General features: G+C 54.9%; 25 protein-coding genes and 2 pseudogenes. 14 read left to right on the forward strand and 13 right to left on the reverse strand.

What is annotated here, in order from left to right; all coding sequences use genetic code 11:
- Positions 1-45 precede the first annotated feature (45 nt).
- From OM794_RS01245 to OM794_RS01275, 7 genes and pseudogenes are all read left to right on the forward strand, one after another.
- Positions 46-1,574: pseudogene (locus OM794_RS01245) on the forward strand (ABC transporter substrate-binding protein).
- A gap of 94 nt (positions 1,575-1,668) precedes the next feature.
- Positions 1,669-2,592 (forward strand): ABC transporter permease, encoded by a 924-nt coding sequence (locus OM794_RS01250; RefSeq protein WP_226250230.1) that lies wholly within the window; start codon positions 1,669-1,671, stop codon positions 2,590-2,592.
- A gap of 2 nt (positions 2,593-2,594) precedes the next feature.
- Entirely contained in the window at positions 2,595-3,449 is an 855-nt protein-coding gene (locus OM794_RS01255; protein WP_226250231.1) for an ABC transporter permease, read from the forward strand.
- Complete coding sequence (locus OM794_RS01260; RefSeq protein ID WP_226250232.1) at positions 3,446-5,218, forward strand: peptidase M14; 1,773 nt, start codon at positions 3,446-3,448, stop codon at positions 5,216-5,218. The genes OM794_RS01255 and OM794_RS01260 overlap by 4 nt, the downstream gene beginning before the upstream one ends.
- A 52-nt stretch (positions 5,219-5,270) precedes the next feature.
- Positions 5,271-6,962 (forward strand): VRR-NUC domain-containing protein, encoded by a 1,692-nt coding sequence (locus tag OM794_RS01265; protein ID WP_226250233.1) that lies wholly within the window; start codon positions 5,271-5,273, stop codon positions 6,960-6,962.
- Positions 6,959-9,255 (forward strand): annotated as a pseudogene (locus OM794_RS01270) (ATP-dependent DNA helicase). The gene OM794_RS01265 and the pseudogene OM794_RS01270 overlap by 4 nt, the downstream one beginning before the upstream one ends.
- A 21-nt stretch (positions 9,256-9,276) precedes the next feature.
- On the forward strand, positions 9,277-10,059 hold the full coding sequence (locus tag OM794_RS01275) for a sulfite exporter TauE/SafE family protein (RefSeq protein WP_226250235.1): 783 nt from the start codon (positions 9,277-9,279) through the stop codon (positions 10,057-10,059).
- Positions 10,060-10,072: 13 nt separating this feature from the next.
- Here OM794_RS01275 and OM794_RS01280 read toward each other — a convergent pair whose 3' ends face one another.
- Complete coding sequence (locus OM794_RS01280; RefSeq protein WP_226250236.1) at positions 10,073-11,287, reverse strand: MFS transporter; 1,215 nt, start codon at positions 11,285-11,287, stop codon at positions 10,073-10,075.
- 558 nt (positions 11,288-11,845) lie between these two features.
- Between OM794_RS01280 and OM794_RS01285 the strand changes: the two genes are divergently transcribed.
- Both OM794_RS01285 and OM794_RS01290 read left to right on the forward strand, forming a co-directional pair.
- Positions 11,846-12,283 (forward strand): energy transducer TonB, encoded by a 438-nt coding sequence (locus tag OM794_RS01285; protein ID WP_226250237.1) that lies wholly within the window; start codon positions 11,846-11,848, stop codon positions 12,281-12,283.
- Positions 12,284-13,098: 815 nt separating this feature from the next.
- Positions 13,099-14,475 carry a site-specific integrase gene (locus OM794_RS01290; RefSeq protein ID WP_226250238.1) on the forward strand — a complete coding sequence of 459 codons (1,377 nt, stop codon included), beginning with the start codon at positions 13,099-13,101 and terminating at the stop codon, positions 14,473-14,475.
- Here the strand turns inward: OM794_RS01290 and OM794_RS01295 are convergent.
- From OM794_RS01295 to OM794_RS01350, 12 genes are read right to left on the reverse strand one after another with little or no spacing between them, the layout of a single operon-like run.
- Complete coding sequence (locus OM794_RS01295; protein ID WP_226250239.1) at positions 14,443-14,760, reverse strand: hypothetical protein; 318 nt, start codon at positions 14,758-14,760, stop codon at positions 14,443-14,445. The genes OM794_RS01290 and OM794_RS01295 overlap by 33 nt on opposite strands.
- Complete coding sequence (locus OM794_RS01300) at positions 14,757-15,062, reverse strand: hypothetical protein (RefSeq protein WP_052475671.1); 306 nt, start codon at positions 15,060-15,062, stop codon at positions 14,757-14,759. Before OM794_RS01300 ends, OM794_RS01295 begins: the two co-directional genes overlap by 4 nt.
- 8 nt (positions 15,063-15,070) lie before the next feature.
- A complete protein-coding gene (locus OM794_RS01305; protein ID WP_226250240.1) occupies positions 15,071-15,259 on the reverse strand; it encodes a hypothetical protein in 189 nt (62 codons plus the stop codon).
- Positions 15,260-15,262: 3 nt separating this feature from the next.
- Positions 15,263-15,478, reverse strand: a complete 216-nt coding sequence (locus OM794_RS01310; RefSeq protein WP_226250241.1) for a TraR/DksA C4-type zinc finger protein — start codon at positions 15,476-15,478, stop codon at positions 15,263-15,265.
- 14 nt (positions 15,479-15,492) lie between these two features.
- Complete coding sequence (locus tag OM794_RS01315; RefSeq protein WP_226250242.1) at positions 15,493-17,796, reverse strand: replication endonuclease; 2,304 nt, start codon at positions 17,794-17,796, stop codon at positions 15,493-15,495.
- Positions 17,793-18,140 (reverse strand): hypothetical protein, encoded by a 348-nt coding sequence (locus OM794_RS01320; RefSeq protein ID WP_226250243.1) that lies wholly within the window; start codon positions 18,138-18,140, stop codon positions 17,793-17,795. Before OM794_RS01320 ends, OM794_RS01315 begins: the two co-directional genes overlap by 4 nt.
- A complete protein-coding gene (locus OM794_RS01325; protein WP_226250244.1) occupies positions 18,137-18,547 on the reverse strand; it encodes a hypothetical protein in 411 nt (136 codons plus the stop codon). Before OM794_RS01325 ends, OM794_RS01320 begins: the two co-directional genes overlap by 4 nt.
- Positions 18,548-18,571: 24 nt before the next feature.
- Positions 18,572-18,949, reverse strand: a complete 378-nt coding sequence (locus OM794_RS01330; RefSeq protein ID WP_226250245.1) for a hypothetical protein — start codon at positions 18,947-18,949, stop codon at positions 18,572-18,574.
- Entirely contained in the window at positions 18,930-19,298 is a 369-nt protein-coding gene (locus OM794_RS01335; RefSeq protein ID WP_226250246.1) for an ogr/Delta-like zinc finger family protein, read from the reverse strand. Before OM794_RS01335 ends, OM794_RS01330 begins: the two co-directional genes overlap by 20 nt.
- The gene (locus OM794_RS01340) at positions 19,291-19,482 is read right to left on the reverse strand and encodes a hypothetical protein (protein ID WP_226250247.1); all 192 of its coding nucleotides are present in this window, start codon (positions 19,480-19,482) and stop codon (positions 19,291-19,293) included. Before OM794_RS01340 ends, OM794_RS01335 begins: the two co-directional genes overlap by 8 nt.
- Positions 19,483-19,518: 36 nt before the next feature.
- Entirely contained in the window at positions 19,519-19,722 is a 204-nt protein-coding gene (locus tag OM794_RS01345; RefSeq protein ID WP_041158941.1) for a hypothetical protein, read from the reverse strand.
- 35 nt (positions 19,723-19,757) lie between these two features.
- A complete protein-coding gene (locus OM794_RS01350; protein ID WP_041158942.1) occupies positions 19,758-19,964 on the reverse strand; it encodes a hypothetical protein in 207 nt (68 codons plus the stop codon).
- Positions 19,965-20,154: 190 nt separating this feature from the next.
- On the opposite strand from OM794_RS01350, the gene OM794_RS01355 reads away from it, so the two are divergent.
- The 5 genes from OM794_RS01355 to OM794_RS01375 all read left to right on the forward strand — a co-directional run bounded on the left by OM794_RS01355 (position 20,155) and on the right by OM794_RS01375 (position 22,983).
- On the forward strand, positions 20,155-20,565 hold the full coding sequence (locus tag OM794_RS01355; RefSeq protein WP_226250248.1) for a hypothetical protein: 411 nt from the start codon (positions 20,155-20,157) through the stop codon (positions 20,563-20,565).
- A 205-nt stretch (positions 20,566-20,770) separates the two neighbouring features.
- Entirely contained in the window at positions 20,771-21,388 is a 618-nt protein-coding gene (locus OM794_RS01360) for a LexA family transcriptional regulator (RefSeq protein ID WP_226250249.1), read from the forward strand.
- A gap of 50 nt (positions 21,389-21,438) precedes the next feature.
- Entirely contained in the window at positions 21,439-22,044 is a 606-nt protein-coding gene (locus OM794_RS01365; RefSeq protein WP_226250250.1) for a hypothetical protein, read from the forward strand.
- Complete coding sequence (locus OM794_RS01370; RefSeq protein ID WP_226250251.1) at positions 22,041-22,469, forward strand: hypothetical protein; 429 nt, start codon at positions 22,041-22,043, stop codon at positions 22,467-22,469. Before OM794_RS01365 ends, OM794_RS01370 begins: the two co-directional genes overlap by 4 nt.
- The gene (locus OM794_RS01375) at positions 22,432-22,983 is read left to right on the forward strand and encodes a Kiwa anti-phage protein KwaB-like domain-containing protein (RefSeq protein WP_226250252.1); all 552 of its coding nucleotides are present in this window, start codon (positions 22,432-22,434) and stop codon (positions 22,981-22,983) included. Before OM794_RS01370 ends, OM794_RS01375 begins: the two co-directional genes overlap by 38 nt.
- Positions 22,984-22,990: the final 7 nt, after the last annotated feature.

Genomic DNA, 22,990 nt, shown 5'->3' on the forward strand with positions numbered 1-22,990 from the left:
TGCCTGATGGTACACAAGCTGTGAGACAACAACAGGAGTAATTTCATGAAGAAAAACAAACGCGTGCTCAATGGTGCCATCGCCGGTATGGCTCTGAGCGTTGCCTTTTCTGCCTCTGCGCAGGCTGGTTCATTAACGATTGCTTCGCCGCAAGATCCCGGCAGTTGGGATCCCATCGATACTTTTTTGGTGAATTGGGCATCGGTCACCACTAATATTTTCGATGGTTTGACTTATCGAGGCCCTGATTTAGAACTAGTGCCTGGCTTGGCAACCGAGTGGGAGGAGCTGGATGACGGTACCCGTATCCGTTTCACTCTGCGCGAAGGTGTCACCTTTCATAACGGCGAGCCCTTCAATGCGGAAGCGGTAAAGTTCACCTTTGATCGCCTGCTGGGCGATGAAGGGGCCCAAGGCCCTCAGCGCTCCAACTATACGGCGATTGAAAGCGTGGAAGTGATCGATGACTATACGGTCGATTTTCACCTCAGCGAACCCGACCCGGTACTGCTTACCAAGCTGGCGGGCTACGGCGCCATGATCGTGCCACCGGAGTATCTAGCTGAGCATGGCGATGACCACTTCAATACCCATCCTGTAGGCACCGGGCCTTTCAAAGTAGTGGAATATAATCCTCGCGAAGACGTTCAGCTTGAGGCCTTTGCCGAGCACTGGGGCGGTGCACGAAACTTGACGAAGTGACTTACCGCTTTATCTCAGAGCCTTCCACCGCCGTGGCTGAGCTGCAGGCTGGACGGGTCGATATCGTTATTCCGCCGACGATTCCAATTGGCATGATCGACACCATCAATAACCACGACGGGGCCAGCATCGTCAGCGTGGCTTCGCCGACGGTGGAAGCGATTCGCTTCAACACCCAATCCGGTATTACCGCCGACGAACGCGTGCGTAAAGCCTTGATCATGGCCGTGGATCGACAGGCGATTATCGACTCCATTCTGGCGGGTGAGGGCGAAATGATCGCCAGCTTCCAGGGTGCCCAGTCCTTCGGCAACGACCCTGATATGGAGCCCCTGCCGTACGATCCGCAGCAGGCTCGTCAACTGCTGGATGAAGCGGGGGTCGAGCAAGGCGCAACAGTACAGATTGATGTGCGCGGTAACGACGCCACCTTTGGTGAGGTGGCCCAGGTAGTGGCGTCTTACCTACAGGGGGTGGGGGTTACCGCTTCGATCCAGCCATATGAAACCAATGTGCTACTTAACGACATTATCCCGGCAGGCCGCACTGGGGAGATGTTCCAGCAGAAATGGGGCGGTTGGACGTTCGACTTCGACAATACCGCTTACCTGATGTACCACACGGGCGAACGCTGGAATCCTTATGACAGCGACGCTGAGTTAGATGAAATGCTCGAAGCCCAGCGCAGCATTACTGATCAGGAAGAGCGAGAAACGCTGCTCCAGGCGATTGCGCAGTATACCCAGGATCGCGCCTTGGAAATGCCGCTCTATAGCATCAATGCTCTCTATGGTGTCAGTGACCGGGTGGAGAATTTTGAACCTGCCCCAGATAACCGCATGCGTTTAACCGACGTGGACGTTGCTGAATAAACTTAGCGTCATCCGGCCGCTTGAAAGGGTGGCCGGTTCTTTACGCTGACATTTTACAAAAGCTTCATGTAAGCGTTACGGGCTTGGGGTCATAGTGGCAAAATTTCTTCTCTATCGAATACTGCAGGCCATCTTTGTGGTAATCGCCGTGACGCTGATCGTCTCTTTTGCGATCAGGTTAACCGGTGACCCGGCGGTTATGCTGGCCCAAGGGGCGGGAAGTATTACCGAGGCGGATCTGGAAAGGATTCGTGAAGCCCTCGGCTTGAACCAGTCCTTCCTGGCTCAATACGTCGGCTTCCTGCAAGGTCTAGTAGTGGGTGATTTTGGTCGTAGCTTTATGGGCGGTACACCCGTCAGCGATCTAATCGGTCGGGCCTTGCCCGCCACTTTGGCGCTGGCTTTTGCTTCACTGTTTGTGTCTATCGTGGTATCGATCCCGCTGGGTATTAAAGCAGCGGTATCGCGGGGAAGGTGGCCCGATCAGATGATCAGGATTTTTTCCCTGATCGGGCTCTCTTTTCCTAACTTCTGGCTGGCCATCATGCTGGTGCTGCTGCTCTCCATCACTTTTAACCTGCTGCCGCCCAGTGGCATGGAGGGCTTCTCCAGCTTCATTATGCCCGCTGCGACCATGGGGATCATTTTAACCGCCACCAACGTGCGCCTAGTGCGAACCACTATGTTGGACACCCTGCGCTCTCAGTACATCATGGTGGCCCGGGCAAAAGGTCTTTCCAACACGGTCGTACTCTACAAACATGCGCTGCGTAACTGCTCCATTCCGCTGATCACCTATTTTGGTTTGCAGTTCGGTGGATTGCTGGGCGGTATCGTGGTTGTCGAGCGTGTCTTTAACTGGCCGGGATTAGGCACCTTGGCTTTCGAAGCCGTGTCGGCCAGGGACTACCCTGTCTTACAAGGCGTTATTACCGTGCTCTCGTTCATGATCATCTCCATCAACCTTCTCGTTGATATCGCCTATGGCCTGGTCGACCCCAGGGTGCGCAAGGAATAACCATGACGGCAGCTATCAAAACCGACAAATTGAAACGCTTTAAGAACCTTGAGTTTATCCTTGGCGTGCTGCTCGTGGGCGGCATCGGATTTGCCGTGATCTTCTCGGGTTGGCTATTTCCCGGCGGTGGTTCGGAGCTAAATCTAGCCTACCGCTTAACGCCGCCTCTGGTAGAGCCCAGCTTTCCGCTAGGCACTGATCCGTTAGGCAGAGATGTACTAGCGAGGGTGATTATTGGTGGTGAAATCTCGTTAAAAGTCGGCGTCTATTCAGCCCTCGGTGCGGTGGTGATCGGCATCATTATGGGCTTGGTATCCGGCTACTACGGTGGGTTCCTGGATATGATCGTGATGCGCTTTGCCGACGTGCAACTGGCGCTGCCCTTTATCCTGCTGGCAATTACCTTTATCGCCGTGATTGGTGGCGGGCTAACCAATATGATTATTCTGTTGATTATCTCCCAGTGGGTGCAGTACGCGCGCTTGGTACGCGGCTCGGTGCTATCGCTGCGCGACCGGGAGTTTATTCTGGCGGCTAAAGCGATTGGGGTGAAGGATATCCGTATTCTGTTCCAGCATCTGTTGCCTAATCTAATTGGCCCCGTCATCGTGCTGATGACCCTTAATGTCGCCAATAATATTCTGCTTGAGAGCAGCCTGACGTTTTTAGGACTAGGCGTCGATCCGGTGATTCCCAGCTGGGGCGGCATGCTGGCGGAAGGGCGTACGTATCTGCAGACAGCATGGTGGGTTAGTGTATTTCCTGGTGTGGCCATTTTGTTAACCGTGCTGGGGCTGAACCTGCTGGGTGACTGGCTACGTGATGCCCTGGATCCGACTGGACGTACCTCCCTATGACCAACACTCCCCCTACCGAGATTTTGTTGGAACGCTCTTTTCCACGCACCACCAATGCCTTGCTTGATGAGTATGCCGCACCTGCCTATCAAGGGTATCTGTTGGAGGCGTGGGTGTTTGACGATGAGGCCGAACGCCAAGCCACAGAAACGGCCTTCAAGGCTGCTGGTATTAGTGCGCGGCTGCGCAGTGCCTATAAGCCCCTGGTGCATTTCTTTTTAGAGGAGTTCTCGTGGGCGTCGCTGCAGTCGTTGGTCATTGAGTACCCGGTGTTAGCACATGCGCCGCGTCGCTTTCTTTTGGAAGCCTACCCGCTGGCGGCGCTACTTCCGCCAGGTGTATCGCTACGCTGGGAAGTTGATACCACGGCCACCACTATCTCTACGCCTTTTTATTATCGTGTCCGTGTGGAGCGTAGCACCGGGGAGGTGGAAACGTATTGTGTTGAAGCGCCTAATCGCCAACATCTGGATCATGTAGACGAAGCACAGTGTTCACCCTGCGGCTGGCTGCGGCTCATTTCTCCCAGTGGAGAGGTGAGCGAGTCGATTGTTGAGACGGATTTTGAGGCGCTGTTTCAAGCGGCGATGGCGACGTTATCCTCAACCCAGTGGCAGGCAGCATCTCCCTACTTCGAAGAGCTCAATTTTACGGTGCATTTGCCCTGTAGCGACCGCCGCCTAGTGCTGGGCGATGAGCATATTAGCCTTGCCGAGGCGCTTCATGAGGAACTCTATTTTTCTAGTCTGGAGTATTTTCAGCGGCGAGCAGGGTTGGCGCTGGGGGATCGATCCATTCAGCCGGGGCAGATTGTGCCGGAAGTCTCCTCTCCGGGGGAGCAAGCCTATTTGAAAGTCAGCCTACGGCCTTTGGATGCCTCCCAACTACCACGGGCCGAGGTGGAGCTGGAGAGCGCTCAACAGGCTATCGGCGTTGAGCAAATAGAGGCGTTATTGGCAGCGTTGGGTGGTCAGGCGTTACAGGCCAAGACACGGGCGGGGAGAGCGGTAGAGGCGCGTTATATCGTCGGCGGTGACCGTGCCGTGATGATCAGTGCTGGGCAGCATGCCAACGAGACCTCCGGCGTAGTGGGGGCCTTACGTGCCGCTCGGCAGCTTGACGGTGATCCAGAGGCCCACTTTGTCATCTCGCCGCTGGAAAACCCTGATGGCTACGCATTGCAAGGCCGGCTCGTCGCCGATCAGCCGCGGCATATGCACCACGCGGCGCGCTATACCGCCTTTGGTAATGACCTCCAGAGCCAGCCGCTTGGGCAGCCATTTGAACATGCTATTCGTGAACAGGCATTCTCTCTCAGTAATGCCGGACTAAATATCAATCTGCACGGCTACCCCGCCCATGAGTGGACGCGGCCGTTAAGCGGTTACGTGCCCCGCGGCTTTGAGATGTGGACGATTCCCAAGGGATTCTTTTTGATCATGCGCTATCAACCAGGCTATGAAACAGCCGCCGAGCAGTTGGTGGAAGCTGTTACCCAGCAGCTTGCGCAAGTGCCTGGGCTGGTTGAATTTAATGCCGCGCAAATTGCGCTATTTGAGATCCATGCGGGGGCGTTAACCTTCCCGATGTTGAATGGCTTCCCCTACTTAAGCTCGGAAGACGCCGATCAATTAACGCCATTGATGCTGATCACTGAATACCCTGATGAAACCCTAACCGGCGAGCCCTTTGTACAGGCACATACCGCGCAAATGGCAACGGTGGTGGCGGCCTATAACGCCTTTCAAACGCTCTCACTAAGTGGTTAATCTCCATGATGGCGAGACTGTCACAATGGCGTCGCGCTGTTACAATGGATAAATGAACAGTGCTTTCGCGACACCGACCGCCTCCCTCGATGACCCCCTCTACTACCTGACGAACTTTCGCTTCGTTTTGGCCTGGGTGGGGGAGCGCCATGCTGATCTGCTCGCGGCAGGCGAGCTCACTTTTGTTGAACAGTTTGAAAGCTTGCCGCAGGCCTCTCAAGCGCTCCTGGTGCGCATGGTAATGCGCAAGGGAGAACTGTTTCGGCTCAGCAAGCTCAGTTATGCTGAGGTAGGTGACAGCGCCGAAGCGATGGCGCCCTTGATCGCGCTTGGCTGGGTCGATAGTGATCCTGGGCTGAGTATTGAAGAGCTATTTAACCAACTTCGCCTCGGCGAGTTGCGTCAGCTATTGGCAGAGGATATTCGCGCCGCTGGGTTAAGCCTAACTAGCGCCAAAACCGCGCTCTACGACACCCTGGCAGGCCGACTTACCCACACCGTACCGCTGCATACCTGGTGGCCCAATGCGCCTGATTGTGTGGTGCGTCTCACCGTCATGGAGACCTGTGACCGGCTGCGGCTGATGTTCTTTGGCAACCTGCGCCAGGACTGGGCCGAGTTCGTGCTGACCGAGCTGGGTCTGCAGCGTTTTGAAGTGGTGCCGTTCACGCCGCACTCCCGTGCTTTCCAATCGCGCCAGGAGGTCGATACCTATTTAGCACTCCACCGCCTGCGCCAACGCCTTGATGCAGGGGAACTGCCCGCCGACCTGTACCTTGAATTGCCGCCAGCGTCGGACAACCGCTGGCTGGCCACGCGGCGGGCCCGGTTACTGCTGCAACTGGGCCGCGAGGCTGAGCGCAGCGGTGACTCCGCGCTTGCGCTGACACTCTATGGCGATGCAAATAGTAGCGAAGCGCGCATTCGACAGCTACGTGTGTTGGAGCGATTGGGCGAACATCAAGCGGCTTTGGAACGGGTGATCCAGGCGCTGGGTAGCAGCCCTAACGAGACCGAACACCAGGCCCTGGCGCGGCTGCTGCCCCGTTTGCAGCGGCGGCTTAAACTACCCGTGGTACCGAGTGAGCCAGAGCCCACCCATGAGCGTTGGGATTTACTACTGCCCGGGCCACAGGGCGTGGAGCGCGCCGTGGTTCAAGCACTTAGCGAGCCCCAGGCACCGATCTACTACGTGGAAAACAGCTTGCTAACCGGGCTGTTTGGATTGCTCTGCTGGTCGGCTATTTTCGCCCCGCTCCCCGGCGCCTTCTTTCACCCTTTTCACAACGGCCCGGCGGACTTGTACCGCGACGATTTTGTGTCCCGGCGGCGCGATGCCTTCGACGCCTGCCTGGCGCAGCTGGAAGACGGTAGCTATCGTGAGGTGATTCGGGCGACATGGCGGGAGAAACAGGGGCTGGCCTCCCCCTTTGTGCACTGGCCAATTGTCGATGAGCCGCTGGTTGAGCTGGCGCTCAAGTGTCTCCCCGCTGAGCATTTACGGGCCTGTTTCGAGCGCTTGCTGGGTGACTTGAAAGCCAACCGGGCAGGGCTGCCGGATTTGATTCAGTTTATGCCCGACGCACCCGCGGGTGAGCCGCGCTACCGGATGATCGAAGTCAAAGGCCCCGGTGACCGGCTACAGGATAACCAGCGCCGCTGGCTCACATTCTTTCATCGTCATGAGATGCCCGTCGCGGTGTGTTACGTACGCTGGGCAGATAGCGCCGAGCCGACGTCATGAGTGCGGCCTATCGCGTAGCCGTGCGGGCGCTGTGCGAATTCACCGCCCGTGAAGGTGACCTCGATCACCGCTTTACCCCGGCGCCCAGTGCCCAGGAAGGCATACAAGGGCATACGCTGGTGGCTAGCCGACGCGGTGCGGATTATCTTGCAGAACTGCCGCTGTCGGGCAGCTTTGCAGGGCTTACCGTGACAGGCCGCGCCGATGGCTTTGACCCCACGGCCAACCGCCTGGAAGAAGTCAAAACCTACCGCGGCAGTCTTGAGCGCATGGCCGATAACCAGCGTGCTCTGCACTGGGCACAGGTGAATGTCTACGGCGCGCTGCTATGTGCAGAGCGCGCTTGGAACGTATCACCTTAACGCTGGTTTATCTGGATATTGCCAGCGGCAAGGAGACACTGCTCAGTCAGGAGGCCAGCGCCAAGGAACTGCAGGATTTTTTTGCCGACCAGTGCCAGCGCTTTCTCGCCTGGGCGGAGCAGGAGGCTGAGCATCACCTGCACCGCGATCGCGCCTTACACTCGCTGCATTTTCCCCACACTGCGTTTCGCAGCGGTCAGCGCGAACTCGCCGAATACGTATATAAAGCCGCCAGCACCGGGCGCTGCCTGCTCGCTCAGGCCCCCACTGGTATTGGCAAAACGCTGGGTACGCTGTTCCCCATGCTCTCAGCCATGCCGCGGCAACAGCTTGACCGAATCGCTTTTCTGACCATGAAAACCCCCGGTCGCCGGTTAGCGCTGGATGCCCTGACGACGTTGCGTACCCGTCATGACAATGAGGAGGCGTTGCCGCTTCGCGTGTTGGAACTGGTAGCGCGGGAGAAGGCTTGCGAATACCCCGACCGCGCCTGTCATGGCGAGTCCTGCCCGTTGGCGGCGGGCTTCTACGACCGCTTGCCTGCGGCCCGCCAAGCCGCCGTAGAGCAGGCATGGCTGGATCGGGAAGCGCTGCGCGAGGTGGCCCTTGAACATGATGTGTGTCCTTATTATTTGGGCCAGGAGCTGGCGCGCTGGGCGGATGTGATCGTCGGCGACGTTAACCACTGGTTCGATAGTCATGCGCTGCTGCACGGCCTGGCCCAGGCGAATGAATGGCGAACGGGCGTGCTGGTCGACGAAGCACATAATCTGGTGGAGCGCGCTCGGGGCATGTACAGCGCCGAACTCGACCAGCAGCGTTTCAATCGGGTGCGCCGCTCTGCCCCAACATCGCTCTCCCGCCCTTTGAATCGTTTAGCTAGGCAGTGGCAGGCCGTTATTAAAGAGGCAGGGTTGGAGGAGGCAGGCGAGCCGGGTAAGCCAGGCTATCGGCTGGTCACGACGCTGCCCGATAAGCTGGTGGCCGCCGCTCAGCAGGTGGGCGCGTCGATTACCGATCATTTGGGTGAACACCCAGAGGATGCGACGCTTGAGCTCCAGGAACTGCTGTTTGAAGCGCTGGCTTTTTGCCGCTTGGCGGAGCGCTTTGGCGAACACTCGCTATGCGACCTTACCCGTCATGGTCGTGGCCGGGCGGTGCTGGGGTTACGCAACCTGATACCCGCCGATTTTCTGGCCGCTCGATTTAACGCCGCGCACTCTGTGGTGCTGTTCTCGGCAACGCTAATGCCCGCTCACTACTACCGGGATCTGCTCGGTTTGCCGGACAATACGGTCTGGCGCGAAGTGGCCTCGCCGTTTGCTGCCCGCCAGCTTGAGGTGCGTATACGGCGCGATATTTCCACCCGTTTCCGTGATCGGGATGCCTCCATTGAGCCCATCGTAGCGACCATGGTTCAGCAGTATCAGCGCAGGCCGGGCCACTACTTGGCGTTCTTCAGCAGCTTTGCTTACCTTGCGGCAGCGCTGGCGCGGTTTCGCGAAGCGCACCCAGACGTGCCCGTGTTCAGCCAAACCCGCGGGATGCCGGAGGCGCAGCGCGAGGCGTTTCTGGCGCGCTTTACCCCCGGTGGCAAAGGCATTGGCTTTGCAGTGCTGGGCGGCGCTTTTGCGGAAGGCATCGACCTGCCCGGCGACCGGCTAATCGGCGCCTTTATTGCCACCCTGGGCCTGCCGCCGTTTAACGACTTCAACGAAGCGCTTAAGGCACGTTTAAGCGCGCGCTTTGGCCAGGGCGACGACTACACCTACCGCATTCCTGGCATGATCAAAGTGGTGCAGGCGGCGGGGCGGGTGATTCGCAGTCCAGAAGATGAAGGGGTTGTGGTATTAATGGATGATCGTTTCGCACAATCTAATGTACGTGCGCTACTACCTCCCTGGTGGACGGTGGACACTCTTACTCAATAACGACGATGGTTAGGCGAGCCAATGACGGATTTACTCTGGTACCAGTACGTGCTGATCGGGCTGATTTTTGCCTGGAGCGGCTTTGTGAGGACGAGCCTGGGCTTTGGTGGTGCCGTGCTGGCGTTGCCCTTCCTGCTCTTGGTGACCAATCAGCCATTGGTTTTCCTGCCGATTATCGCCATTCACCTGCTGATTTTCTCTAGCTGGATTGCTTGGAACGGGCATCGACAGTTGCAGAAACAGGGGGCAGGAGGCTCCTCGTCACAGAGTAATATCGATTGGGGCTATCTAACCAAAGCCTTAAAAATCATGATTATCCCCAAGCTAATTGGGGTGGTAGGGCTGTTAACGCTGCCTGCGCAGGTCATGACCAGCATCATTTTCGGCATTGTATTCATCTATGCCATTGGCTATGTGCTCAACAAACCGTTCAAAAGTAAAAACAAATACGTGGACTACGTGCTGCTGGCGCTAGGCGGCTATGTCAGCGGTACCTCACTGATTGGCGCGCCGCTGATTGTGGCGGTGTTCGCTGCGCACGTGGCCAAAGAGCAACTGCGGGATACCATGTTCGTGCTGTGGTTTATCCTGGTGGTGATCAAGATGGTGTCGTTCGTTATCGCAGGGGTGGATCTACAGTTAATCCACCAGCTGTGGCTGCTGCCTTGTGCTTTTATTGGCCATTTGGCAGGCGAGAAAGCCCACCGCTATATGCTCAAAGCGGACACCGGGCTGTTCTTCCGTGTTCTGGGGGCGGTGCTGATATTGGTTAGCGTGGTAGGGTTGATTCATCCACCTGGCTAGCGGGGCGCTACCTTTAAAGCTTACTGTCCGCCTGTAGCGTTGTTTTGCCCAGAATGATCAGTACGATTGCCAGCACTCCACACACGACCGCCATGGCGGTAAACACATTACGCAGCGAGTCCAGCCAAATTACCGCCGGGGAGACTACCACTGGGGAGATAAACTGGCCGAAAAAGAAGGTCGAGGTAAAACCGCCAAACACTCGGCCGCGCACCCGTTGAGGCGTGATCCGCATCAGCCAGGTGGTGGTGTTGGGCATAAAGGCGCCAAGTCCAAAACCGGAGATCGCCGCACCCACGATTGCCATGGCGTAACTCTGGGTGAACCCAACAATCAAAAAGCCAGCGGCCGCCAGCAGGAACCCTAAAACGTATATCGTCATCACCGACAGAAACGGTTTGTAGTAGCCGTAGCAAAACGCCACGATACTGGCCGTTAGGGCTGCCATGGAAAGCGCAATGCCAATCGCCATGCCGCTGACTTGGCCTTGCTGAGAAAGCAAAAAGGGCAGTTGGGCGGGAAACATATAAAACATTGCCATGCTGATCATGGCGATCAGGTAGGCAAGGCCAGTGCGCCCGATATCCACCTTCACCGGCGCACCGTCTGTACCAGCGCTGACGCTACCGCTGGATTTGGGTTCTTGAAGAATCGCCCAGGCGTAGGGCAGCAGCAAAACGCCAGTAATATAGAGTAGAAATGGGCCACGCCAGCTCCAGTCGGAAAGTATCCCGCCCAGATTGATAAAGATCACCCCTCCCAGTGCCATGCAGCTACTTTGCAGCCCCAAGAAGCGGGCGCGTTCGGTGCTATCGAAATAATCCCCCACCAGTGTGGTGCTGATACTCAGAATACCGGCTACCGCAATCCCCATCAGCGCGCGGGAGCTTAGTAGTAGATCCACGCGATCAATGAAAAAGCCTGCGACCCCGGCAAAACCGTAGATGCCAAGCATCATCAGCAGCAGTTTTTTGCGGCCAAACCGGTCAGCCAAGTAGCCCATTAGCGGGCTAAACAGCGTAATCATAAGCGCAGGCAGAGTCAGAATCAGTTGAATCACTACCTGGGGCTGGTCGGGAAAATGGCGGCTAATACCCGGCAGTGCAGGCGCGATAATTGCCCCTGACATCACGGTCATGGTGCTGGCAAACAGCAGTACGGCCTTAATATGTGTTAATTGGCTAATAGTCTTGTCCATATCAAGAGAAGGAGGGAGAGTGAAAAGCATAAGCGCATATCGTAGCATGTTTGTTAGCATGCTATGTTTGTGTTTTTTTATCTACTTCTCAAACAGCCAGGTTCGGCCATGAACAGTTGAGCGCTATGGGGGGATCGGTGAAGTGGTACGTCGGCGCGGATCACTTACTGATTGAGTCTGTGCAGGTGCATAATCACTGGTCAGCTCGTTGGGCTTTAATTCGCGGCTAATATGCTGCTGTGGACGCCAATGACCTTAGCTATTTTTCACTGGCTGATGCCTGTCTCAAGATAGGCAAAATTTGGTATCGTTGGACTTGATTCAGTTGTCGGTATCCCATGCTTCGCTTTGGTAGGTAAGGCAGAAAGAGTACCGGCACTGGCTCTCCTGCCTCTACCTTGTGATCCAAAGTGCTGCGCTGACTCTATGAATTCTGGATTCCACCGCAAATGCTTTTTTTATGCAGCGTGAGTGGTAACTTAATAGTGCCAGCGAAGCTCTGAAGAGGATCGTGGGGAACGTAAAAAAACGTAGAAAAAGGAAAACTTTTAAGTGAATTAATATATTAAAAATACTAGGGGAAGGAATGTGAGCTTAAGTAGAAATGTATCTTTTTTTGCTGCTGTTGTCTTTTCGACGCTAGGGAGTTCAACACTAGCCTCAGAAACTATGCAACGTCAACTTTCGCAGGAACCAGCTGAAGCCCAAATGCATCGGCTTAATATGACTGATAGCGACACCGCGGCTACAGGTTTTATAAGAGAAGTGCGCACGAAGGTGGAACATATTTGGGTGCAGCCGGAAGGTGTGTCAAATGACGAGTTTGTTACGGTTGAAGTAGAATTAAGTGATGGTGGTGTGGTTAAAAAGATAGAAATTATGCAAGCCAGTAATTACCGCCAGTTAAATGATTCAGCTCTACTAGCCATCATACAGGCTGCGCCTTTTTCGAGTTATCGAGATTTGCCCCCTGATCAGCAGGCGGATTTATCACGCTTCGTATTAAGGTTTACCCCTAAGCATTAAAAGTCATTGAGCCCCCGTTGACGAGCTGGGACTACAGTAATATTACCAAAAATCATGCCCATGCCGCCTCCTACAAAAGAGCCAAACATTATGGCATGGAAATGCCCTGCTTTCCTTTCACTAGGCAACGCTATGGCGTGCGTCACCGCGTTTCCATCCTAATACTGCAGGTTATATCCCCGTTCCATGAAATTGTAGGCCACTGTATCAAAGATCCTAGCCATAAAGTTGTAAGAGATTTCTTACAAATCTTGTCGGCAATGTCTTACATAAACGGGATCATTTATCTGCCATGCTGCTTAGGACGCTTGGATGCGCGAGCTGGAAGGAATCAGCTTTTCTGTAAGGAGACGGATACCAAAAGCCCTCGGCCAACGGATGGCCGGGGGTTATATTTTTTAAAACAGATGTAATGGTCGTCGTTCTTATCCTGGCGTAGGCGGTAGGTGAAACGGGTAAGCTTTTACGATGACATTGTCATTTATTGCTAGCCCTTTTGTGTTTCAGCTTGGAACCTATATGGAACCTAGTGTTGCTACCAACAAAAAACGGCCACTTGCTGTATTAGCTAAGTGGCCGTTTTTTCTAAATTTTTTGGTCGGAATAGCAGGATTCGAACCTACGACCTCTGCCTCCCGAAGGCCTGTGGATAAGATAACTCGATATATCCCCAGAAACTTGTGGGTAAGTATATATTATTTAAATCAATGGCTTATTTGGTGTTTTTCATTTCGACTTGTTGCTGGCGTTGACCCCCTTTATCCTCATCTTGCTACCTATTTGCTACCTAGTTTTTCGACTGATCGGAGTATGGAGTGGGCAAAAGCACTGAGAAAGCTAAGCTGACTGCGCGTTTTTTATTAGAGCTTAGTAAATCACCACCTGGCAATGATGTTTTTGATACCGAGCTGGCAGGCTTTCATGTTCGCCACGGCCAGCGGGGGTTGTCGTTTCGTCTTTACTATCGAACTAAGACGGGCAACCAACGCATGCTCACCATTGGCAAATATGGTGTCTTCACCGCTACTCAAGCGCGAGAAACCGCGCGCGAGGCGTTGGCTGTCGTTGCCCAAGGTGGCGATCCCCGCGCGGTGATTGAAGAGACGAAAGCCGAAGCGCAACACCAGCAGCAACAAACGCTTAGATCTTACCTGCATACTGATTATGCCGATCACCAGAAGCGCCGCAAGGATGGCGACGCTACCCTAAGACGTATCGAAAATAGCTTTCCCGAGTGGCTTGATAAGCCTATGGATACACTCGGCCTGGCTGACGTTGAGCGCTGGCAGTCTCAAAAAGAGGCGGGAGCCCCAGATGCAGACCCACCGGTAAAACCCCAGGCTTACCAAACCCTGAAACGTTCCTATGGGGCACTACAGACACTGCTTAACCACGCGGCTAAGCGCGGTGTCATTACTCTAAACCCGCTAAAAGATATCAAACTCCAAAAGCCAGCGCTTACGGACGATCAGCTTGAAGCGGATGAGGGGCGCCGTTACCTGGAAGCTAGTGAGCGTGAAGCCTTTTTTGCAGGTCTGGACGCTTACCAAGAGGAAAAGCGGGCGCAACGCAGAAGCAGCCGGGCTCATGGTAAGCGGTATTTACCCGACCTGGATGGAGTAGCCTATGTCGATCATGCCGCGCCGTGGCTACTGCTCATGTATTACACCGGGTTTCGACCAGGTGATTTATTTGGCCTTCGTTGGCCACACGTGAGTTTCGAGTTTAAGAGCATTCGCAAAATCATCGAAAAAACCGCGCACCAATCCCCCGAACCGCAGACTTTCCCGCTTTCAGACCCGGCCTTGGAGGTGCTGGAAACTTGGTGGGAACAGCAAGGGAAGCCCAGCAGCGGCTATGTGTTTTCATCACCCGTTACGGGCAAACGGCTGGGCAAAGATGCAATGCGGAAACCGTGGAAGCGGGTGCGTCAGTTGGCAGGGCTTAACGATGGAATGGTGCTTTATACGCTGCGCCATAACTTTGCGAGTCAGTTGGTCATGGCGGGAGTGGATCTTCTCACGGTGAGCAAGCTGATGGCTCACTCGGATATTCAGACGACGATTAAATACTATGCCCACCTCCAGCCCGACCATAAGCGTAACGCGGTACAGCTTTTTGCTCAGATCGGGCAGGGGAAAGAGGTCATAGGCAAGGAGTTACGAAGCGATGGAAGTAGCGGTGCGCATTGACGCTTCAGCGGTGCTTGAATAGCTCTCGCTTGATTCCAGCCAGGCGTATACGTCAGATAAGCGATAGCGCACATGGTGGCCACGCTTCACGAATCGTGGCCCAGGCCTACCGAGTAGGATGCCGGTGCTGCGTGCTTTTCGCGCCGTCGCGGGCATTGCCGGAATTAGCCGCGGGAAAACCACGATATCTGGCAGCTCGATCATTGCCAGGTCTACCCCTGCCTTTGCGCGGGCCAAAGCATCAGCTAGCTCTTTATCGATATCACGTTGATCGTTAATACTCATTGGTTCTTTTCTCCTTTCTGTTTAGCCCGCCAGCGGTTGAAGCGGTTGCGAATGATGCGAAACGTTTGGCGTGCGGCTGGGTTGCTGTCCAGCTCGGCGCGGCTGTTGATTTGGCAGGCCGCGATTAACCAATCCCGGGCGTCCTGTTCGTTATGCGTACCGTCGGGTAGGGCGCTTACATCAATCCCAAACTTGGCCCGGCGGCGGCGATCTAGGTAGAGCTGGAAGGCTTGATCCTGGCAGAGCATGGCGGCTTGCCTTGCCACGGTGCCGCCTTTGGGTGGTGCGTGATTTTTCTCCATGCTTCCCCCTAAAACTCGATCCGCTGCGCGATGCCCTTGGGCACCGCTTTTGCTTGAGTGCGGATCTCGATCACCTCAACGCGGGGTTTGAAGTGGCTAACGGTGCTCACGCCTAGCTGGAAAGCGGCGCCCAGGCCAAAACCTGCGGCGAGCAAGGTAATGGCCAAACGATGGTTGACGGGTATTGGGTTTTTCATCGTTTACCGTCCTTGCTTGTTTTTCAGCTCACGAATGCCCTGGCACTCGATGCAGGTGGTGGCCCAGGGCGCGGCTTTGCGGCGCTGGGCGGGGATCACGTAGCCGCAATCTTCGCAGTCATCGTTGGCGGCCTGGGTGGCGAGCGTGGCGCGGCGTGCCAGCGTGGCCTCCAGGCTTTGTTGGATGGTGACCGCGGCGCGGTCGGCGTTATCTGCCATCGTTCTTCCTTCGGTTAGCAAAGTTCGGGCGGGAAGTACTCTTCCTGCTGGGTAGGTTTGGACGGCGCGAAAAGTTTTCGCGCGGCTTCTCTGGCTTCCTGGGCTTCGCGATGGGCGTCTTCCGCTTCGGCCCGGTAAATTTCTGAGCGCTTCCACTCTTCGAGACGTTCGCGCTGGGCTTTTTTCTCGTGGGGGGATGGCTCTCGGGGCTGGATATCCGGCCCCTGCGTACAGTTAGTGACACGAGTCCAAGGGGACGCGGCTTCGCCGCCTCCCGAAACCCCCTGGTGCCGCTGCGACTTGCCGCGCACTTGCCAGCGGTAGAAGCGGGTCAGGTATTCGTGTTCGTTACCCCGGCCGTCGGATACGACGATGCCGAAGGTGCCTAGCTTGCTTTCGCCGTGGCGGCCTTTGGCCTCTACGCCTTCCCGCACCTCGCCTGTGGCGTGGCTAAATTCAGCCCGTTCGAGATCCACGCGGGGCATCGTCCAGGGTTTAACGGGACGCTGTTTGCGGGGCAGATTGGGGCCGCCCATCAAACGCAGGAACTGATCCCACTGGCCTGCGTTAGCTGCCTTGCGAATCTGTTCCAAACGGCCGGCGATGCGTTTATCTGGGCGGGTGGCTTGCTCCCAGCTTTCCAACTCATCGATGTGCTTTTCGTTCAGGCGGCGCACTTCCCGCCACACGGTGACGCTGGGCAGGCCGACGAACTGAAACTGGCGAATGCCCCACACCGCCGCCCAAGACTCAATGCGTGGCGCGACGCTGTTTAGCTCATGGCCATAGCGGTCTTTGTCATCGTTTTGCACGCCATCACGGACGAACTGCTCGCCGTTGATGTTCTTGCTGATGTACTTGGCCACGTAGCCCGCGGCGGTGCCTTTCGCGTAGTTGATCTTTTCCACTTTGAAGCGGGCGGTGGTCTTGTTGCCGCGACGGTCGAACAGCTCTTCGGGGGTGTCCGCTTCCGCATGGCTGCGCAATATCTCGTTTACGCGCTTTGTGTGCTCCGGCTTCATCCACAGCAACAGGTGCCAGTGGGGCGTGCCGTCGTGGTGGGGTTCCACCACGCGTATGCCGTAAATACCCAGGTTCTCTCGGGCCAACGCAGCCCGGGCGCGTGCCCATACCTGCTGCAGGTGGGCTTGGGCTTCGCGCGGGGTGCTGCCGTCATACTTCGGGTTGCTGACGCTGTTTTCGGATATCACCGGGTGGAAACGGCTGGGCGCGGTGATGGTGTAGAACATGCCCACGTGGCCCATGCGGCGGGACTCCGCTTCGGTGTCGCTGATACGCAGCATCAATTCAGCACGGCGGTGGTCGGGGTTCGATAAGCCCAACTCGGCGAGTTCGGCCAGGGTGTAAACCTGGCCTTCCTGGTTGATCGCTTCCAATGCCTCGAGCAGGGCGCGGTTACGGTTCTTCTGTGCGCGGCGGCGGTCGAGCGTGACGTTGCTGCAGTAGATGCCCGCGCGCTTGTGCACGCGGTGGGCTTCCCGCTGCACCTGTTCCAACCGGCGGCCGCCCAGGCGGCGCAGCTGCCGACGCCACCAAATAGGGTCGGTGAGCTTGGCCAACTGCACGGCGCTTTTCAGCTTGAGGCTGGGCGGGTTGATGCCGTGCAGGCGTGCACGGTGGCGGGCTTTGACGAGCGCCATTTCATTGACGACGGATAGGCTCATGACCGGCGCACGGTGCCAGTTGAACACTGCCATCAATGGAATGACGCCCAGCGGCGGGCTTAACGGGTTGCGGGAATCCGCGATTTGCAGAGCGACTTCCCGCGCCTGGCCGGAAAGGGTGCGCGCCTTGGGTGTTTTCAGGTTCAGCGGTGGCGGTAGCAAGCCCAGGCGCAGGCGGCGGTTATGCTCGGCGATGCCGCCGATCAGCTTGCTGCGTTCGCGCTCGATGGCTGTGGCCTGGGCGTCGGCGTGATTGATGACCGCTTCATCGTCGTGGGTCACGTTTAGGCCGTGCAGCACCAGATTCTTTTCCACGCTGGCCAGCCAGCGGCAGCCCTGTTGTAGGCCTTCGATGGTGGTGGGTGCGCGTTTGACCAGCCCGTTAAAGCCGCGCTCCAGATCCTTGGCGATGGCAGGAAAGCGGCGGTAAACGTTGGCCGGGTCGATGAGCTCGCGGGTGTTGCGGGCTAACCAGCGGTTAGCAGCGGCGTGGCCGTGGCGTTTGGAAACGTGCACATAGCCACCCGCCAGCTTTTCCGCCAGCGAGGGCAGGCGCGCAAAGTGGCCCTTTAAGTACAGGTAGCAGTCTTTGGTGCCAGAGCTGTGGCCAAAGGCGAGTTCCAATGCCGTCATCGTTGCTCACCAAAAAATTCCTCACGCCTTTTATTCTCTAAGCGCTTCCAATAGTCATACGCTTCTCTCTTCATCACCTCTCTGCGTGTCGCTGCATCTAGCGTTGCCAAGTACTTACTGGCTTTGAAACTACCTTTCTCTGAAATTACATACGCAGTGCTAATCTCGATGCGGTAGTCATCACATACGCTTTCTAGCTGAGTTAGCTGGCAGCCAAACTTTCCAGCTTCGCGCTTTAACTCTTCTGCAGCCATTCGGTACCCAGCTTGTTCAAGCTGTTTTGCCAAAGCGTCGAAACGCGCTTTCACTTCATACAGGCTTTGCATAACGCTAGAAGTGTTCATGCCACCCCCTTTTCGATCAGGCTTAGCCAGTGCAGGGCGGCCTTGGTGTTGCCTTCCGCCAGAGCTTGGCGGGCGTGGCTGGCCAGCTCACAGCTGGGGTGCTGGGCACGGTTGCGCAGTTGATCTTTCAGGCCACTGGCGTAGTCGCTCATGCGGTGGATGGCGGCACGCACGGCAGCGCGTTCCGGCTTGGCTAGTTGGCTGATTTGTTGGGTGGCATCCGCGGTTAGCCCGGCGCTTTTCAGCACAAAGCGGCGTTCCGGAAAGGGGAGATCCGCCCAGACGCTGATCAAGTCTTGATCCGCCGCGCGGCTGTGCAGCTCGGCGCGGAGTTCACCAAAGCCCGCCCGGTCTGAGTGAACGCGGGGCGGTGCTTTGCGTGTGGGGAGTGGGGTCACGTTGGCCATGGTGGACTCTCTCAGTATTTCAGCTCAGTGCTCGAGAACGATAGGGCGGCGGGTATCGGCATCGACCACCTGGGCTAGGCCAGCATCGCGGGCCTGCTGGATCATGCGGTCGAGGTCGCGGGCGGTGAACACCACCGGGCAGCCGTTGCGGGTACGTAGCACCACTACATGGGAGGTGCTGGCGTTTAGGTCGATGGATGCGTCCAGGTTGACGCTATCCAGATCCGCGAAGGCCTGAATGGCGGCCACTTCGGCGGTGGCTTCGCTGATGCCGTAGTCATGAACTAGCGTGCCGATCGTGATGCGCAGCGCTTCGGCGCGGCTATCCCAGCGGTTTTGCCAGAGCACTTCGGTGGCGATATCGAAGGGTTTTTTTGCAGCGTTAATGGGTGCGACGTTCATGGTGGTTACCTATTGGCTTGGTGATGTTTTCTATGCCCAGGCGCATCTGGCCTTGTTCTTCTAGCCGTATCTGCCGCTTTAGCCATGCACCTTGCTTGATGTTCACGTCTGGGTTTGGCTGGTAGCTCGGAACGATCTCTTCGATAATTCCTAGGCTGGCCTTACAGCGGAACCCACAGGCGAACTCGTTGGTGCAGTTCAGATACAGTTCGCGGTAGTCAGGTAGATGCGTCTTCGAAGTCCGCACCTTCATGTAGCTACCGCAGTGAGGGCAGCCGATTCGCAACCGACTGACTTCGTTCGTGGGCACACCTTCTAATTCATCGTCTTGCTCTTCTGGTTCAGTCACTGCGCCCCCTTATTTCGTAGAGGGCGCGGCCTCGGCCGGTGAGGCTGGCCGTGCCCTTGCGCAGTCGTCGGCGGGCGAGCCACTCCGCGGCTTGGTCGAGCGTTTCAAGCCCTTGCTGTTGCCGCACTGCCTCCAGCTGGGTGTCCAGCTCTTCATCCAGTGCTAAGCGAAACTCATGGGGCATTTTGGGTGCTCCTTTTGGGCCTTTTTTGTGCTGCTTTTACGACGCACGCTGGCCCATACTGGTATTCACGATGTCGCTAACGCCGAGTGTTTCGAGCGCTTCTTTCAGCACCAATTGGCGCAGCAAGGTGGCTTTCGACATGCCGGTGTAGTCGACCAGGGCGTCAATCAACTTGGCTTCGTAGTCGTCCAAATTGATGGCGGCATAGCGTTGACGGATGCGACGGGTGTCTTGGTGCATGACGGCGTTCCTTATGCAGAAGCACGAACAACGGGTTAATCGGCGGAAAGGGTTTCTTGGTCGTACTGGGCGATGCCGCGCAGCATGAGCATGCGAGCGGTGGCCGACATCGAACGCATCTCCAGCTGGGTAATACGTTCCAGGCTGCCGCGCTCGGCTTCGGTGAGGTAGGTCATGATTGGCGAATTACACCCTTTGGGGGCATAAATCGGCTTTGGGGCAATGGTGTTAGCGGTGGCCATGGGTTAGGCTTCCTTAATGAAGTAAAAGACTCTAAAAGGGTCGGGTTAGAGGTGGAGCAGGGTGAAAGCAGCCAATATTCGTAAGCCGCATACGCTAGTGTTCTGCCAGGAGGTTGTTCCTGGAGGGAAGCCAGTAAATGTTCCTCATGAGCCCCTGGCGGATGCAGAAGAAAATGAATGTTTCGTCGTCGTGCCAGAGGCACTGGAGGCTATAGGCGGCGAACAGGTGTTCGGCTGGGCTATCTGGGAGTGGCCACGAGTCATGATTGAGGCCGAGTTCCATACCGTTATCCGTACGCCGGACGGTAAGTTGCTCGACGTGACGCCGCGCCCCGTCGGACTCCGCAAGATTGCCTTCATCGAAGACCCGAATCGCCGTTACGAAGGACGTCAGATCGATAACATCCGCAAGCCGCTGCGAGCCGACCCGTTGATCGAACGCTTTATAGGGCTGGGTAATCGGCACTTCGAATTGCTGAACGAAGGTGATCTGGCCGATCAGCACGGTGTAATTGAGGCCCCTGAAGGATTGACGGAAGTAGAGGATGCGATGGCAGAGATTGGCTCCGCGTTGGCGCGCAAATATGGTGCACCCCGTTGAGCGCCCTTTGTGCGTGGTATGCCTAATAGGCAGTGTCGTTGGTTGACTAGCAGCAGGTGTGGCCATGGCAGTGGCTCCCTTGCGTTGTGTAGTGAAGTAAAAGACATAAATAGAATGGTACCGAACGGTTTCCATGTCAAGGGTTTGTGAGGACTAAATGGTTTCATTGGGTGAAAGGCTTAGAGAGGAAAGGGAGCGGCTAGGGTTGTCACAAACCCTCTTCGGTGACCTTGCCCAAGTGACTAAAAAGACTCAAATGCTCTACGAGGGCGGTCAACGTAGCCCGAAAGCAGATTACCTAACGGTCATTGCTGAGCAGGGAGTTGATGTTCAATACGTATTGACTGGAAACCGTTCGGTTCCTGAGTCGCAGCCTCTGGGCATGCCATTAAGGGAGCCAGGGCCAGATCTCTCGCCGGTCAAAATGTACGACATCGAAGCGGCAGCGGGCGCTGGCCGAAGCTTTGAAGGCGAGCCGGTAAAAACCACGCTGTACTTTTCGACGGCTGAGCTTTCCGAACAGGGGCTAGACCCTGCCCAGGTGGTGGGCATCAAAGTGCGTGGCGATTCGATGGATGGCACCCTGGCCGATGGCGATTGGGTGTTAGTGGATCGCAGTAACCGTGATCCGAAACAGGAAGGCGTGTTTTTGTTACTGGTTAGCGGCGAGCGCCGGATTAAACGGGTGCAGCGCTTGGCGGGCGGCGCGCTGTACTTGATTAGTGATAACGAGCACTACCAGCCGGAAATGATCAAGCCTCAGGATATGCATGATGTGGAGATTCTGGGGCGGTGTGAGATTCGGATTGGGCGGGTGGTTTAACGTTGTAATTTAACCCTTTCTTTGGCTCATGAATTCTAATAGGTGGATAAATGCAATTTAAATTTTTACCCGCGCTACTAGTTTTTATGGGCTCCTATTTCCCGCTAAGTATTATCTTGCTTGTTCAAGATTTTGACTCAACTCTTTTTACATGGAAAATTTGCTGGAGTTTCTTTTTTTCTCGTAGTGAATGTTCTATCCCTCTTTTGACGCCTTTGATTAGTATCCCAGTTTTATTGGCTTGTCTTTTATCTTTCTGCCTTGCGCTTTTTTTAATTGGCAAAAGCGAGAATGAAAGAGAAATAAAAATCTTAGACTCCAAGCATATACCAGTTGACTTAATGAATTACGTTTTACCATACGTTGTTTCTTTTATTAGTATTGATTATCAAGATACAAAAAAGCTAATTGCCTATTTGTTATTCTTTTTTTGGCTTTTCTTTATTACTTATAAATCTGGTCGAATTATTCTCAACCCCATGCTAACAATTTTGGGTTGGCGTCTCTATGAGGTTTCTTATGAGGAAAGTTCAACTCCTAGAAACATGAGAGAGCAGAAGAAGGGGCTCGTTTTATCCAATATAACTATAACTTCAGGTGAGTTTTTCGAATCTCAATCTCTTCAAGAGGTCATGGTAGTCAAGGGGGCTAAATGATTGATCAAGCATTAAACGAATTAAAAGGCTTTGACTTTGAAAGCGCCAATGTTCATTTTTGGGTTTTTAAAACCGGCCAAAATGCGAGGGATAAAAAAATCCCGAGGTATACAGGGCGTTGGGTTAGAACTGGCCCAGAAATTGTGCAAGAGCTCAAGAGAATAGCCATCAGTGAAGTAGATAGAATTAGTGAGATTAATGAATATACTTTGCTAGCTCAAAACAATGAGTGTAGTGCGCTACATATACCTTTGGAGCTAACGCATGCCGATATTATAATTTCCTCTTGTGCCGACGAAGAAGAAAAAAATAGGATAAAAAGAATTAAGGAGTTGAGGAATAATGACCTATATATAGCTAAGTTTGTTCATATGGGTGAAATTATTTATGGTGTTAAAAAAAACACCTCAAAGCTGGTCTATTAAAAAAAGAAGAAGTTATGAGTCATTTAGCTATACAGGTGAGTCAGTTGAGCTAAATAACGATGAGTCGTTTGAGCTGGCAAAAACGTTTGATGCTGTTTTTTGGGGAGAGCATGTTTTAGCGTTAAGAGAGAAATCAAAATTCGAGTCAGTATTTAAGTATAAAGAGGCTCATATAGAGAGCTTTAGTGAATTATGTGCCGAGCCTGAGTTTTTAGATATTTTTTCTGATGTTGGGCCTTTAAGTAATTATGTAAATAACAACAAAATGCAGCTTAGACGAGCAGCTGCTATACAGCAAAAAGGGTACTATCGAGATCACGCTTTTATAGAAAGCTTAAGAAGAAATATTGATAGGCTTCAACTGGATATCAATTTTGGGGATGATGGTAAAATATACCCTTGTGAAATGACTTGCCCTGATATATTCAAAGCTTTACTTGAGCATAGGCTTTTATCTCACTATCAAGATCGTCCTTTTGATGTGCCAGATGCTGTTTTAAAATCACCTGGTTAAAAATGCT

The organism is Halomonas sp. BDJS001 (assembly GCF_026104355.1).
Taxonomy (GTDB): Bacteria; Pseudomonadota; Gammaproteobacteria; order Pseudomonadales; family Halomonadaceae; genus Vreelandella.

What these genes read in the sequence shown, in the direction of transcription:
- OM794_RS01325 (WP_226250244.1), bottom strand. Translation starts at nt 18,547, where the DNA reads ATGGCCAACGTGACCCCACTCCCCACACGCAAAGCACCGCCCCGCGTT.
- OM794_RS01260 (WP_226250232.1), top strand. Translation starts at nt 3,446, where the DNA reads ATGACCAACACTCCCCCTACCGAGATTTTGTTGGAACGCTCTTTTCCA.
- OM794_RS01320 (WP_226250243.1), bottom strand. Translation starts at nt 18,140, where the DNA reads ATGAACACTTCTAGCGTTATGCAAAGCCTGTATGAAGTGAAAGCGCGT.
- OM794_RS01295 (WP_226250239.1), bottom strand. Translation starts at nt 14,760, where the DNA reads ATGAGTATTAACGATCAACGTGATATCGATAAAGAGCTAGCTGATGCT.
- OM794_RS01305 (WP_226250240.1), bottom strand. Translation starts at nt 15,259, where the DNA reads ATGAAAAACCCAATACCCGTCAACCATCGTTTGGCCATTACCTTGCTC.
- OM794_RS01350 (WP_041158942.1), bottom strand. Translation starts at nt 19,964, where the DNA reads ATGGCCACCGCTAACACCATTGCCCCAAAGCCGATTTATGCCCCCAAA.
- OM794_RS01330 (WP_226250245.1), bottom strand. Translation starts at nt 18,949, where the DNA reads ATGAACGTCGCACCCATTAACGCTGCAAAAAAACCCTTCGATATCGCC.
- OM794_RS01370 (WP_226250251.1), top strand. Translation starts at nt 22,041, where the DNA reads ATGATTGATCAAGCATTAAACGAATTAAAAGGCTTTGACTTTGAAAGC.
- OM794_RS01375 (WP_226250252.1), top strand. Translation starts at nt 22,432, where the DNA reads ATGGTGTTAAAAAAAACACCTCAAAGCTGGTCTATTAAAAAAAGAAGA.
- OM794_RS01300 (WP_052475671.1), bottom strand. Translation starts at nt 15,062, where the DNA reads ATGGAGAAAAATCACGCACCACCCAAAGGCGGCACCGTGGCAAGGCAA.
- OM794_RS01280 (WP_226250236.1), bottom strand. Translation starts at nt 11,287, where the DNA reads ATGCTTTTCACTCTCCCTCCTTCTCTTGATATGGACAAGACTATTAGC.
- OM794_RS01310 (WP_226250241.1), bottom strand. Translation starts at nt 15,478, where the DNA reads ATGGCAGATAACGCCGACCGCGCCGCGGTCACCATCCAACAAAGCCTG.
- OM794_RS01255 (WP_226250231.1), top strand. Translation starts at nt 2,595, where the DNA reads ATGACGGCAGCTATCAAAACCGACAAATTGAAACGCTTTAAGAACCTT.
- OM794_RS01365 (WP_226250250.1), top strand. Translation starts at nt 21,439, where the DNA reads ATGCAATTTAAATTTTTACCCGCGCTACTAGTTTTTATGGGCTCCTAT.
- OM794_RS01345 (WP_041158941.1), bottom strand. Translation starts at nt 19,722, where the DNA reads ATGCACCAAGACACCCGTCGCATCCGTCAACGCTATGCCGCCATCAAT.
- OM794_RS01340 (WP_226250247.1), bottom strand. Translation starts at nt 19,482, where the DNA reads ATGCCCCATGAGTTTCGCTTAGCACTGGATGAAGAGCTGGACACCCAG.
- OM794_RS01265 (WP_226250233.1), top strand. Translation starts at nt 5,271, where the DNA reads ATGAACAGTGCTTTCGCGACACCGACCGCCTCCCTCGATGACCCCCTC.
- OM794_RS01315 (WP_226250242.1), bottom strand. Translation starts at nt 17,796, where the DNA reads ATGACGGCATTGGAACTCGCCTTTGGCCACAGCTCTGGCACCAAAGAC.
- OM794_RS01275 (WP_226250235.1), top strand. Translation starts at nt 9,277, where the DNA reads ATGACGGATTTACTCTGGTACCAGTACGTGCTGATCGGGCTGATTTTT.